The sequence below is a fragment of the Anabaena sp. 54 genome, assembly GCF_017355725.1.
GTDB classification, from domain to species: Bacteria; Cyanobacteriota; Cyanobacteriia; order Cyanobacteriales; family Nostocaceae; genus Dolichospermum; species Dolichospermum heterosporum.
Map to the genome: position 1 here is coordinate 65,601 of NZ_JAAVWA010000010.1, position 12,817 is coordinate 78,417.

A 12,817-nucleotide genomic window follows, 5' to 3' on the forward strand; every position below is an offset into this window, starting at 1 on the left:
AGGGAACGGGCAACAGGGAACAGGAAAAACTCATGTTTTTAAACATGAGATTGAAATAATGACACTGTTTTTTTCGTGCTACGCATCTTTTAAAAACATCCTTTTTTTGACTGAGCTTTAAACTGGTGCAAATGAGTGTTTCTTATTTGCTCCCTGTTAAGAGTTCCCTGTTAAGAGTTCCCTTCTTTTGTAATAAGTAATTGGACAAAAATATTTACAGTCATTGCGAGGGAAGGGAAGCAATCACAACCCTTGGAATTGCTTCATTTCACTTCGTTCCATATGGCTAACGCCACGCTACGCATCGCACTTCATGATTAAATATAACTTTTAGCTTAAACAGTAGAAGCCTCTCACCTACCCGATAGGGAGGTGATGAGATGAATACAATACGCGCGAGTGACGAATTGCCCAACGAGCAAAATTAAGCGCAGCTTAATCAGTGTTGTTGGGCGATGTTAGCGCAGCGGCACGAAGTGCGGAATGAACACTTTCTTGATTTTTTTTTCAAATATTTGATATAATTTTCAACAGTAGGTGTAACTGTCTCAACAATTATTAATACTTAATAAAAAAGGGCGAACGACGGGATTCGAACCCGCGCGTGGTGGTACCACAAACCACTGCCTTAACCACTTGGCTACGCTCGCCATTCAATTTACTTCTGTAAGTCTAGCACGACCTGAGAAAAATGATCAAGTTTTTTGCCAGAAATTAGATAATTTTCTTGGTAGTCTTTAAAAGATTAACCACTATACTGGGTCGAGCTAGAAATGAAACCTTTAACTATGATTATATGCGTAGGAGCAGTGGGCGTTACTGTTCTAGGGGCAGTTATGGCGAAAACTAACCCTAATCAGGAGGAGTATGAAAAGTATGCAGTCCAAAAGCTGACAACATACTTGGAAACTGATGTATGTAAAAAAACACCAAGCTTTTTGGAAAAGTTAATTAAAGTTAATTGTGAACAGTTGCTTAATTCCGCTACGCCACATATTAAGGAACTGATTACTACTACTACTAACCGACAAGACTATATGATATTTAGTATTTACCGGACTCAAATCAAACTGGATGCTTGGATACCAGGGTACAAATTTGAAACGGTGGGGGCATTAAATCAATTTTATACTTATAATGCTGAGGAAAAATAAATCGGCGTAAGTCAAATGAAGACTTAATATACAAGTAGTTCTGAAAAATAACTACTATGTGATGAGTTTTTGTACTAACTGTTTGTACCCGCAAAATCCTGATGATGCGTGTTTTTGTATTAAATGTGGTAAGTTAATTTTACTTAAAGAGCGCTATCGTCCCCTTTATGCTTTAGGTAAGGGTGGTTTTGGGAGAACAATCTTAGGGGTGGATGAACACATTCCTTCCCAACCGCAATGTGTAATTAAACAACTCTGTTTTCCCGAGGAAAATCCAGCCGATTTTAAAAAAGCGGTGGAATTGTTTCGGCAAGAAGCAGTGCGTTTAGATGAGTTGCATCATCCCCAAATTCCTCAGTTGTTGGCATATTTTGAGCAGGAAAATAGGTTATATTTAATACAGGAATTTATCTCAGGACAGACTTTGTCCCAGGAATTACTACAAGCAGGGGTTTTTAATCAGGGGAAAATCCAGAAATTACTGCAAGATTTATTACCTGTGTTGGAATTTGTGCATAGTCATCATGTGATTCATAGAGATATTAAACCGGAAAATATCATGCGAAAATCTTCTGGGGGAGATTTGGTGTTGATTGATTTTGGTGTGGCTAAGTTTATTTCTGCCACTGGGGTGATGAAAACAGGAACAACTATTGGTAGTCCTGAATATATGGCTCCTGAACAAATGCGGGGTAAGGTGTTACCAGCTAGTGATCTTTATAGTTTGGGTGTGAGTTGTATTCAGTTGTTGACGGGGATTTCTCCTTTTGATTTATATGATGATACAAGCGATCGCTGGGTTTGGCGAGATTATTTACTTCCAGAAAATCAGGTTACACCACATCTGGGTGGAATTATTGATAAACTCATTCATAATGCTTTGGCTCAACGTTACAAATCTGCACAAGAAGTCCTAGCAGCAATAGAAATAAAAACACAAACAGGGAAGAAACAGCAACCTACTACTCTCCGTTCTGATACTGGTGTTAATTACCAGCAGTTACGTGATTTCCTGGCATGGAAACAGTGGGAAAAAGCAGATAAAGAAACTTGGGCGTTAATGTGTCAAGCTTTATCTAAATGGAGAGTTACTTATTTATCTAATAGTGATTTGGAAAGTTTGCCTTGTCAGGATTTACAAATAATCGATCAATTGTGGACAAAATATAGTCAAGGACATTTTGGTTTTAGTATTCAAACCCAAATTTATTATAGCTGTGATACCGACTATGCCCAATTTTGTAGTACGGTAGGTTGGTATTTGCCCTATGCTACTTCCCCCCGACAACAATTATCTTTTAAGTTATCTGCACCAATAGGTCATTTACCTTCTCACTTTTGGGCTAGTGGTACTCAGTTAGGAAAACACATGAAAGCTTTAGCTGGAAAGGTGGCAAGCTGTTACAATTAGTTTAAAATGGATATCCCAGCGTTAATGTCTTTTTCTGTAGTAGTAGCGAGGCAATATGACAACACAAGTTGTACTAGGAAATATTAATCCTGTTGTATTAGAAAAATTACAGGGTTTAGCTCAAAGCCATAACCGCAGTTTGGAAGATGAAGTTAAGACAATTTTGGAAAATTTTGTAGAGGCTGAATTAGTCAATCAAGAATCGGTTACTGCACAAGCGTGGAAAAAAATAGATATTGCACGTCAGCGTCATTTAGGTAAAATTTTTAGTGATAGTGTTGAACTTTTGCGTGAGGATCGAAACTGTTGAGTAAATTTGTAGTAGATGCAAATGTAGGGATTAAATGGGTACTACCGGAAATTCATTCAGAAGCAGCATTGCGTTTGAATAAACCAAATTACCAATTATTAGTTCCTGATTTCTTTTTTCCAGAAATTGGCAATATTTTATGGAAGCGGGTACGTCGAGGAGAAATGAATTTAGATGATGCTCAAAATAATTTAGAATTACTTTTGGGATTGCCTTTACAAATTTGTTTATCTCCTCGTTTAATGCCAATGGCTTTAGAAATTGCAGTAAGAGTTCAGCAAGCTGTTTATGATTGTGTATATCTAGCGCTGGCAGTAAATAATAATTGTAAAATGGTGACGGCTGATGAAAGATTTTATAATGCACTGTCTCATGATAAACTATTTAATTATTTGTGTTGGATAGAAGATTTACGATGAATTTTATTAAAGAAATATGTGAATACAAGAAAGACCTTTGCTATTCTTTGTAGGTTAGAGATGGCATTGATAAGGTTTCAAGTTACATTTTGAAGTGTGATATGTAAGTGATTTGTGGTATTATTAAGAATGGACTTACATCATTAAGTATAATAAAGATTGTTATTGTCCAATAAAATAATCCTGATAATAAGTCTAATTTTTAATGGCAATAAAATGATTCAACCCCGTAAACAGTTTGCTCAACATTGGTTAAAAAGTGATAAAGCTCTGAACGCAATTGTCCAAGCGGCTAATTGTCACGAAACTGATAAAGTTTTAGAAATTGGTCCGGGTACAGGAATTCTCACTCGTCGGTTATTACCGCTGGTGAAATCTCTATTAGCCGTAGAAATTGACCGAGATTTGTGTAAGTTACTGGCTAAACAATTGGGGGAAAAAGAAAATTTTCTCTTGCTACAGGGAGATTTTTTAACTCTTGATTTACCATCGCAATTAACAACATTTACTAATTTTCAGAAGCAGAATAAAGTTGTTGCTAATATTCCTTATAATATTACTGGACCAATTATTGAAAAGTTACTGGGGACGATTTCTCATCCTAATCCAGAGCCTTTTGATACGATTGTTTTGTTAGTACAGAAAGAAGTAGCCGAAAGATTATATGCTAAACCCGGTTCGAGAACTTTTGGGGCGTTGTCGGTGCGGGTGCAATATTTGGCGGATTGTGAGTTAATTTGTACTGTTCCGGCGGCGGCATTTGTGCCTCCACCCAAGGTAGATTCGGCTGTGGTGCGGTTGAGTCCTAAACAAATCGCAATTCCGGCTCATGACCCCAAAAAGTTAGAAACTCTGGTGAAATTGGGATTTGGGTCAAAGCGAAAAATGTTAAGAAATAATTTACAATCGGTAATTGAACGAGACAGCTTGACTCAATTACTGGAACAATTGGGAATAAATCCTCAAGTTCGCGCTGAAGACCTTGGTGTTGCCCAATGGGTATCACTGGTAAATACTATAGGAAATGGTGAATAGTTCTCTTGCCTCTTGCCTCTTGCCTCTTGCCTTTTACCTCTTGCTACTAAATAACCGTTATGCGTTCTTACAGTTTAATTGCACCTGCCAAAATCAATTTGTATTTGGAAATTATCGGGAGTCGTCCTGACGGGTATCATGAATTAGCAATGATACTCCAAAGTATAGATTTGTCCGACCAAATTGATATTCATTCGTCCAGCACTGAAAATATTCGCGTTTATTGCAATCATCCTCAAGTACCTACAGATCAAACTAATTTAGTTTATCAAGCGGCGGCATTAATGGCTAAGGAATTTCCCAAAGCTTTTAGTAATTTTGGTGGTGTGGATATTACTATCAAAAAGCATATTCCTGTTGCTGCTGGTTTAGCGGGAGGTTCTAGTAATGCCGCAGCGGTGTTAGTGGGAATGGATTTACTTTGGAATTTGGGATTAACTCAATCAGAATTAGAAGAATTAGGGGCTGGTCTGGGTTCAGATGTGCCATTTTGTATTGGTGGGGGAACGGCAATTGCTACTGGTAGAGGTGAAGAACTTTCTCCTTTGCAAAGTTTGGATAATTTACATATAGTCTTGGCCAAATATCGCAGTTTGGAAGTTTCTACACCTTGGGCATATAAAACTTATCGGCAACAATTTGGGATTGGTTATATTCAAGATTCGGAAGGTTTAGCGGCTCGTACTAGTGCTTTTCATTCAGAAGATATGGTGAAAGCTATCTTGAATAAGAATACAGAAAACATTGCCCGAAAACTACATAATGATTTGGAGAAGGTTGTTTTACCAGCTTATCCTCAAGTATGGCAACTACGGGAATTATTCGCTAGTCAACCCGGGGTTTTAGGGACAATGATGTCGGGTTCTGGCCCTTCTGTGTTTGCTATTGTTGAATCTCAAAATCAAGGGGAGATAGTTAAGGAACGGATACGTGAGGCTATTCCTGATGAGGATTTGGAATTGTTTGTCACCCATACCATTAAACATGGAATTAAAATCGCTCAATAAAATTGCCTAATTTATTATTTTACTATGAATCAACCGCAAGAAACGCCATCAGTAGATAGTTCTAATCAAGTCCAAGCAACTCCTTTACGCTGTATAACTGGGTCTGTGATATCGGGAGGATTTGCATTTGCTACTTATTCTTTAATGATAGCGATCGCCACTACTTTTGCCAATAAACCCACCCATTCTGATAACCAAACTGTGATCAACATTGCTTCTGCCGTGCGTACCCTAGTTGTAGGTATAGTAGCCTTGGGAGCGGGAATATTTGGGTTAGTTGCATTAGGTTTATTCGCCTTATCAATACAACTTTTTATCCAACAATTAAGCAATCCCAAAAGTAGTTAGTTTTATCTAATAGGAAATAGGGGGGTCATTTTTTCTGACTTTTAATTAGGGTTTGCTGAAAAAGTTGTCTGTCAGGGCTAGTAGTCTGCCAACCCGAAAATGACGGGTGAAGGCAAGCAGGGGGAGAAGAGAGGCACCGGGGGCAGGGGAGGGAAGAACAGAAGTTTTTTCCGCTCATTACCCGTCAAAATAAATTTGACGAACTACTAGAAGTATGGCTTAGAGGATGTTTGAAAAGTATCAGAATTAATTGAGATCCCCCCAACCCCCCTTACAAAGGGGGGCTAAATTCCTCAAAGTCCCCCTTTCCAAGGGGGATTTAGGGGGATCTGCGGGTGTCAGATCCCACACGAAAAAGTTTTCAAACAACCTCTAACGCCACGCTGCGCTATCAGCAAACCCTAATTAGGCGCAGGGACTGCGCCTCTACCTCCTGACTTAACTCCTCCCCGCAGGTACAGGGTTGAGTAATCGTGAGCGATTTTGCCTAAATTGCAACTTAGTCTTTGTCGAATCTGAATTTAACTGATGTTTTTTTCGCCAATTTCCGGGAGATAACCCATAATGTTGGCGAAACTGTCGAGAGAAATGAGGAGCATTTTGATAACCTATTTCAGCAGCAATTTCCTCAATTGTGTGATTAGTATTTTCCAATAAAGATAAGGCTGCTACCATGCGCCGTTTCACAATCCAAACATTTATTGGCTTTCCTGTTTGTTTACCAACTTGGTTAGTTAAATATGCAGAAGAATAACCTACAGCTTCGGCAACATCAGATGAAGTAATTCCTTCTTGATAGTTAGCTTCTATATAATCGAAAATTATTTTTAAATGGGGAATATCTGGAAAAATTGACGGAGAATTTGCTGATGTATTAGGTAATTCTGTTGATGTTAGTTGATTGGGGTTTGTTGCATACCAATATCTAAAAAGAGCCTGTTTTTGTAATCTAATATCAACGGCTCGCAATAACTCATCCGTTGTTACAGGTTTAGTTAAATAATCATCTGCTCCCAATTCCATTGCTTTTCGTAAAGATGCCTTTGTATTAATAGCAGTCAAAAAAATAAAAGGAGTAATTGCTGTTAATGGATCTTCCCGGAGGTGATTTAATAAGGTATAACCATCTATGTCTGGCATTACTAGGTCACAAATTACCAAATCAGGTAAATATTTCTTGATTAATTGCAGTCCAGTTATACCATTTTCTAAACCTATGGCATTATAGCCTTGAGAGTGAAGACAATCTAAAACAAAATTGCGGTTGACAATATCATTATCAATGACGATAATTCTTTTTGTTTCGTACATAACTATTCCAATCACTAGATTTTGTTATTTTTAGCCGTTACTAAACTCTGTAACAATTTGCGGAAAAATTTTGGATATAAATAGGGCAAAGGGAAACATAAAATTCGATTCAGAGGGAACAGGGAACGGGCAACAGGGAACAGGAAAAACTCATGTTTAAAAACATGAGATTGAAATAATGACACTGTTTTTTTCGTGCTACGCATCTTTTAAAAACATCCTTTTTTTGACTGAGCTTTAAACTCAGCAAATGAGTGTTTCTTATTTGCTCCCAGTTAAGAGTTCCCTGTTCCCTTCTTTTGTAAAGAGTTAATAAAATCTTGATAATTGCTATTGTTTCAATTAGTATTAGTAATTGATCTTTAGCAGATTTATGTTTAAGCTTGAATAAATCTGATTTTATCAATAAAAAGTAAATACGTTCAACTTGGTTGCATGAAAAAACTAATGGTTGTTTTTATTACTTTTCACTTGAGTCACCCGGAAAAATGAACCTAATTCCATACCAATACTTGTCGGTTAAGCTCAAAAAATAGAATTACGTAGCGACTGTCTTGATTGTCAAGCGCTCGTTAAGGAAAAATTTAAAGTCTAGGAATAAAGTCAGAAAATAGAGGAGAAAAACAGAGAAACGAAACCCAACATTTATAAGCTTTTTTTGGGTTACGCTGTCGCTTGACAATCAAGACAGTCGCTACAAAAACTCTTAACCGAACAGTATTGAATATCATACAATTGCCATATTGTCAATTAATATCTGTATAAACTTTGGGATGGTGAGATTTGATAAATAGGTAAATTGTGAGTTATTTACCTGATTTTCCCAAATTTAGTCTCTTTTGCATTCAACTATGAAAGAAGATACAAGGTCATCTGTCGCCAGGAATATCTTTCTGCCTCAAATTAGCTGCTAATCATTTAGCATCCTCCCCAGGGTAGATAAATGATTGATTAAATTTATATATAACTATCAGCAAGAATCACTGAACGGCAAAATTAGAAAATCTGGAATAGATAAAAGTTAAGAAGCAACATAAAAGGAGTAATGATTTTACTAATAATCACTTACCAAGTATTAAACTGAACGAAACAATTTTTAACTTGATTATACGAAAAAATTAACCTAAAAAAACAAGAAAATAGTATATAATCACGGCTAATAAATTTACACTTAAAAATCTAATAAGTAGGTGAACACAATAAAACCAATCTGTGTAAAGAAAAGTAAAATCGCCTAAACCCTCTTCACTCTTGCCTCTTGCCGCCTTGCCATAACGACGATTTTCAATGCTAACCTACTTATTCTGACAGTCTAATTAGGGCTAAAAAATAAGAGCGAAAAAATTATCAAGTTAATCAAAGAATAATTCATGTATTGAAAGAGTAACTTTGGGTAGTCTTAAAAAAGAGGCATGAAAAAATCTCAAAACCATTAGATGATTATGATTTTCAACAGGAGTGCATATTATGAGTCAAAATTTTAGCGATTATCATTCGTCTGTTAACAAAAAAATTAAGACTGAACAAATAGAGCAAATAATCAAAGCAATAATTGCGGGTAAATATTCTTGGGCTTGTGTTCTAGTTTTACAATTTGCTGGTTATAATCCTATGGACTATATACCCTATCGTACTTATATCAGATTACTTAAAACTAACTGCTTACTTGGTAATTCTCAGCAAAATTAACTTCCTATGATAAAAGCTGAAGGATTTGATGGAAAATTAAAGTAGTTGCGTTTTTAAATCTGAATTTGTGAAAATTCTTTCTGGAAAATAAAAAGGTAAGGTGAAGATTTATCAAAAAAAATATGATTATTATGCAGAATTCATGAGCTACCCAACCACAATTTATAATCATCAAATGCAAACAATTATTCAAGAAATTGTGTGGCAGAAAAAACTAGAAGTTGCACAAATGCAACAAGATATGTCCTGGGCTTCCTTGCAACGTCAATTAAGTGCTGCTCCTACTGTGCGGGACTTTTTTACGGCTTTGCAATTGAGTATTTATAAACCTAGTTTAATTGCAGAAGTGAAAAAAGCATCACTTTATCATAGTGTAATTAGACCAGATTTTGATCCAGTTACTATTGCTCAAGCCTATAAACGAGGAGGAGCATCTTGTGTATCTGTTTTTACCGATCAAAAGTTTTTTCATGGTGGTTTTGATCATCTACGTGCTATCAGATATCGGGTAGGAATACCTCTACTTTGCAAAGATTTTATCATTGATCCTTGCCAAATTTATTTAGCCCGTTCGGCTGGTGCAGATGCAATATCATTAATTGCTGCTATTCTTACAGATAAGCAATTACAAAACTTTTTACGAGTGATTCATTACTTAGGTATGAATGCTGTCATCCAAGTTCATAACTTAAATGATTTGGATAGAGTTTTAGCTTTAGAAGATGTGAGGATAGTTTCCATTAATAACCAGAGTTTAGGTGATTTTAGCATTAATATTAACACTACTCAGGAATTATTGGCAGCTAGGCGATCGCAACTTCAAAAACTGGGAATTTTAGTCCTTAGTGAATCAGGTATAGAAACCCCCGATGATTTATCGTTTGTGGCTGAATGTGGTGTACAAACAGTGATCATCGGAGAATCTTTGCTCAAAGAAAATGATTTGGAACTAGCTGTCAGAAATTTCCTGCAATCGAAATTCCCCATTCATTATTCAGAGGAATTAAAGATTAGGTAATAATTGATAATTACGGATTGATCATAGTAAGGGTTTCCACCAATCACTATGGCTGAGATACCATTCTACGGTTAAACGTAAACCTTCTGTAATTGTTACAGATGGAGTCCAGCCAAATTCTGTTTTTAGCTTATTGGCATTAATAGCATATCTTCGATCATGTCCAGGTCTATCCTTCACAAAAGTAATTAATTTTTCCGCTGGATATACTGGTAAATCTGGGGCTAATTCATTCATGATTGCACATAAATTTTGTACAAGACTGATATTTTCAACTTCGTTATTGCCACCAATGTTGTAATTTTCTCCGGGTTTTCCTTGATGGATTACCACATCTAACGCCCGACAGTGATCAACTACGTACAACCAATCGCGGACATTTTTACCATCACCATAAACAGGTAATTCTTTACCAGTTAGAATGTTAATACACATCAAAGGAATTAGCTTTTCTGGAAATTGAAAAGCACCATAATTATTAGAGCAATTAGTGATAATTGTCGGTAATTTATAAGTATGATAATAAGCCCGAACTAGATGATCACTTCCAGCTTTGGAAGCGGAATAAGGACTATTGGGACTATAGGCTGTAGTTTCTGAGAATGCCGGTTCATCTGAGGTGAGACTACCATAAACTTCATCGGTAGAAACGTGAAGAAATAGGTAATTACTAGGTTGGTTTTTTGCTTGCCAATATTGACGGAAAGCTTCTAATAAAGTAAAAGTTCCCACTACGTTAGTTTGGACAAATGCAGCAGGTCCGGTGATGGAACGATCAACATGAGATTCGGCGGCAAAATGGGCTATAGTATCTATATTTTCTGCTAAAAGTAGTTGATCAACTAAAGAGCGATCGCTTATGTCTCCTTGCACAAATCGGAAATTCTCTTTGGCTTCAACAGAGGCTAAATTATGGCGATTTCCAGCGTAGGTAAGAGCATCCAGTACCACGATTCTATCATTTGGATAAGCCTGACACCAATGATGGACGAAGTTCGCGCCAATAAACCCAGCACCTCCAGTCACCAGTAATCGTCTATTCATGAGATTCCCTAATTACCCTGTAAATATTTCTTCTTGATTTTAGCAAAGATTTTCTGTGTAAACAATTGCGCTAACCGGATTTTTGTAAAATTGGGAATTTTAGTTGAATAGTTATGTTTATGATCGAAGAAGTTATTTATGTCTGCTAAAATTACTTCTAAACGGTGAATAATATGCTCAGTTCTGTATTCTGCTAACACAGTTTCTGATAAAGTCAATGCTACTGAAGATTCTAAAACCTGCAAAATTTTGGCAACGTCATATTCTAAAGCATAACCAGCGATTTTATAAGAATTAAATCCCGGATCTAAATAATCCGATAATCCCCCATTGACACTAGAAAAGACTTGACAACCACAAGCTAATGCTTCCATTGGTTGTAAGCCAAATCCTTCGCTAACTCCTTGTAATTTCCAATATTCTGCCGAATCATAAAGATAAACTTTAGCACGATTAAATAAAGCTGGTAAATTTTCTACATAACTATCAATAACCAATACTTTACATTTTTTTTCTAAAGCCGGAATTAAGGTTTTAATTAAATATTCTGAAGATTTCCGGGTTTGCACTAAAACATCAATATCTCGATGTTGATGTAAATTAGTAAATTCATCACTAATTTGATTGGGTAAATAATAAATTAGAGAGTTTGGGGCTTGTTGTCCCCAATAACCCAAAGTATTTCTACTCACTGTAATTATGGGAATACTAGCTGGTAAATTAATTTTATAACCTGCACTATGAGCGTGATAAATTACATGATATTTTTGCAATTTAGCCGCTAATTTACCAACATTGAATCCCCAGCTAATTACAAAAATTATGTTATCTAAATCTAAGTTCTTTTCTTTTAATAAATCATCTAAAAATAATTTATCTGATTCTCGCTGACGATAGGTAACTATTTCAGCATCACAAATCTGTTGAGCTAAAGCAACTGTTTTCAATTCTGCCCAAAGACCACCACAAGCAAATTTACCATTTGTTCCTGGTACTAAAAAGTAAAGTTTTCTCATCATCCTAAATATCTAATTTTGAAGTTTATAAATAATGGTGTTGGTTGTGAATAAATCAGGGCGCAGGTGGTTAATGAATCAGGGCGCAGGTGGTGAATAAATCAGGGCGCAGGTGGTGAATAAATCAGGGCGCAGGTGGTTAATGAATCAGGGCGCAGGTGGTGAATAAATCAGGGCGCAGGTTGTGAATAAATCAGGGCGCAGGTGGTTAATGAATCAGGGCGCAGGTGGTTAATGAATCAGGGCGCAGGTGGTTAATGAATCAGGGCGCAGGTGGTTAATGAATCAGGGCGCAGGTGGTTAATGAATCAGGGCGCAGGTGGTTAATGAATCAGGGCGCAGGTGGTTAATGAATCAGGGCGCAGGCCCTGCGCCCCTACGGATTCCTAATTTTCCCAATATACTTTGATAAAATGACTTTCTTTACCCCAAAAATCACGGGTGATGGTAATATTTTCAATAGCTAAATTAAAGGGGATAGAGGTGGTAAGATAACGCTGGGTGAGCATTCCTAAATCTGGTGCAATTTCCGCTGCGGCTGTGGCGGCTAAACCAAAACCGATTAGTTGTTCAATTGGTCGAAATGGTAGTAAACAAGGAATTGTTACTGCTAGTCCTGCTGTTAATAACATGGCTACAGATACATTTGTGCCACAGCGGGGATGTACAGCTAAATCCCATTCTCCAGTGGTCAGACGATGTTTAGCTAATGTTACTGCACGGCGCAAATCATGAATATTCACATCACCATAGAGAAAAAATCCCTGTTCGGTAGACAAACCACCTAATAATTCATCATCTAATTGTATATTGGTGGTTGTTCCTGATGATAAAGAGGAATATTTATTTTCCCCTAGTAACCAGACAGTGGCGTGTTCCAGTGCGTGAACTTGACGGAGCATGAGAATTTCTTTCAACCCAGGGATAAAAGATAACTGTTGCAGTAAATCAGCATCTTGTTTGGGGTGAGGTGCAAGAAAGTCAAAGTTAAAGGAATACGATTCGCTCGAATAAGAAGTATTCATCTTTTTTCTTTTGAGAATTAATTTTCCTTG

General features: G+C 36.8%; 13 protein-coding genes and 1 tRNA gene. 9 read left to right on the forward strand and 5 right to left on the reverse strand.

Going from position 1 to position 12,817, the window contains the following annotated elements; genetic code table 11:
* Positions 1 to 577: 577 nt before the first annotated feature.
* Positions 578 to 650: transfer RNA gene (locus HEQ36_RS12070), tRNA-His, on the reverse strand.
* 123 nt (positions 651 to 773) lie between these two features.
* Between HEQ36_RS12070 and HEQ36_RS12075 the strand changes: the two genes are divergently transcribed.
* The 7 genes from HEQ36_RS12075 to HEQ36_RS12105 all read left to right on the forward strand — a co-directional run bounded on the left by HEQ36_RS12075 (position 774) and on the right by HEQ36_RS12105 (position 5,684).
* Positions 774 to 1,154 carry a DUF4359 domain-containing protein gene (locus tag HEQ36_RS12075; RefSeq protein WP_168637061.1) on the forward strand — a complete coding sequence of 127 codons (381 nt, stop codon included), beginning with the start codon at positions 774 to 776 and terminating at the stop codon, positions 1,152 to 1,154.
* 61 nt (positions 1,155 to 1,215) lie between these two features.
* Positions 1,216 to 2,565, forward strand: a complete 1,350-nt coding sequence (locus HEQ36_RS12080; RefSeq protein ID WP_168637119.1) for a serine/threonine-protein kinase — start codon at positions 1,216 to 1,218, stop codon at positions 2,563 to 2,565.
* Positions 2,566 to 2,620: 55 nt separating this feature from the next.
* Positions 2,621 to 2,875, forward strand: a complete 255-nt coding sequence (locus HEQ36_RS12085) for a hypothetical protein (protein WP_039204761.1) — start codon at positions 2,621 to 2,623, stop codon at positions 2,873 to 2,875.
* Complete coding sequence (locus HEQ36_RS12090; protein ID WP_168637062.1) at positions 2,872 to 3,294, forward strand: type II toxin-antitoxin system VapC family toxin; 423 nt, start codon at positions 2,872 to 2,874, stop codon at positions 3,292 to 3,294. The genes HEQ36_RS12085 and HEQ36_RS12090 overlap by 4 nt, the downstream gene beginning before the upstream one ends.
* A 216-nt stretch (positions 3,295 to 3,510) precedes the next feature.
* Positions 3,511 to 4,329, forward strand: a complete 819-nt coding sequence (gene rsmA / locus HEQ36_RS12095) for a 16S rRNA (adenine(1518)-N(6)/adenine(1519)-N(6))-dimethyltransferase RsmA (RefSeq protein WP_168637063.1) — start codon at positions 3,511 to 3,513, stop codon at positions 4,327 to 4,329.
* Positions 4,330 to 4,388: 59 nt separating this feature from the next.
* Positions 4,389 to 5,336 (forward strand): 4-(cytidine 5'-diphospho)-2-C-methyl-D-erythritol kinase, encoded by a 948-nt coding sequence (gene ispE / locus HEQ36_RS12100; protein WP_168637064.1) that lies wholly within the window; start codon positions 4,389 to 4,391, stop codon positions 5,334 to 5,336.
* Between the two features lie 24 nt (positions 5,337 to 5,360).
* The gene (locus HEQ36_RS12105) at positions 5,361 to 5,684 is read left to right on the forward strand and encodes a DUF3082 domain-containing protein (RefSeq protein WP_039204766.1); all 324 of its coding nucleotides are present in this window, start codon (positions 5,361 to 5,363) and stop codon (positions 5,682 to 5,684) included.
* A gap of 438 nt (positions 5,685 to 6,122) precedes the next feature.
* Here the strand turns inward: HEQ36_RS12105 and HEQ36_RS12110 are convergent, their stop codons facing one another.
* On the reverse strand, positions 6,123 to 6,995 hold the full coding sequence (locus tag HEQ36_RS12110) for a DNA-binding response regulator (RefSeq protein ID WP_053539269.1): 873 nt from the start codon (positions 6,993 to 6,995) through the stop codon (positions 6,123 to 6,125).
* Positions 6,996 to 8,462: 1,467 nt separating this feature from the next.
* Here HEQ36_RS12110 and HEQ36_RS12115 point away from each other — a divergent pair.
* Both HEQ36_RS12115 and HEQ36_RS12120 read left to right on the forward strand, forming a co-directional pair.
* Positions 8,463 to 8,684 (forward strand): HetP family heterocyst commitment protein, encoded by a 222-nt coding sequence (locus HEQ36_RS12115; protein ID WP_027403825.1) that lies wholly within the window; start codon positions 8,463 to 8,465, stop codon positions 8,682 to 8,684.
* Between the two features lie 142 nt (positions 8,685 to 8,826).
* The gene (locus tag HEQ36_RS12120) at positions 8,827 to 9,702 is read left to right on the forward strand and encodes an indole-3-glycerol phosphate synthase TrpC (RefSeq protein WP_053541278.1); all 876 of its coding nucleotides are present in this window, start codon (positions 8,827 to 8,829) and stop codon (positions 9,700 to 9,702) included.
* A 21-nt stretch (positions 9,703 to 9,723) separates the two neighbouring features.
* Here HEQ36_RS12120 and rfbB read toward each other — a convergent pair whose 3' ends face one another.
* From rfbB to HEQ36_RS12135, 3 genes are all read right to left on the reverse strand, one after another.
* Positions 9,724 to 10,746 carry a dTDP-glucose 4,6-dehydratase gene (gene rfbB / locus HEQ36_RS12125; RefSeq protein WP_053539270.1) on the reverse strand — a complete coding sequence of 341 codons (1,023 nt, stop codon included), beginning with the start codon at positions 10,744 to 10,746 and terminating at the stop codon, positions 9,724 to 9,726.
* Positions 10,747 to 10,754: 8 nt separating this feature from the next.
* Positions 10,755 to 11,762: a glycosyltransferase gene (locus tag HEQ36_RS12130; RefSeq protein ID WP_168637120.1), complete on the reverse strand. Its 1,008-nt coding sequence runs from the start codon at positions 11,760 to 11,762 to the stop codon at positions 10,755 to 10,757.
* A gap of 386 nt (positions 11,763 to 12,148) precedes the next feature.
* Positions 12,149 to 12,787 (reverse strand): DUF6391 domain-containing protein, encoded by a 639-nt coding sequence (locus HEQ36_RS12135; RefSeq protein ID WP_168637065.1) that lies wholly within the window; start codon positions 12,785 to 12,787, stop codon positions 12,149 to 12,151.
* Between the last annotated feature and the right edge of the window lie 30 nt (positions 12,788 to 12,817).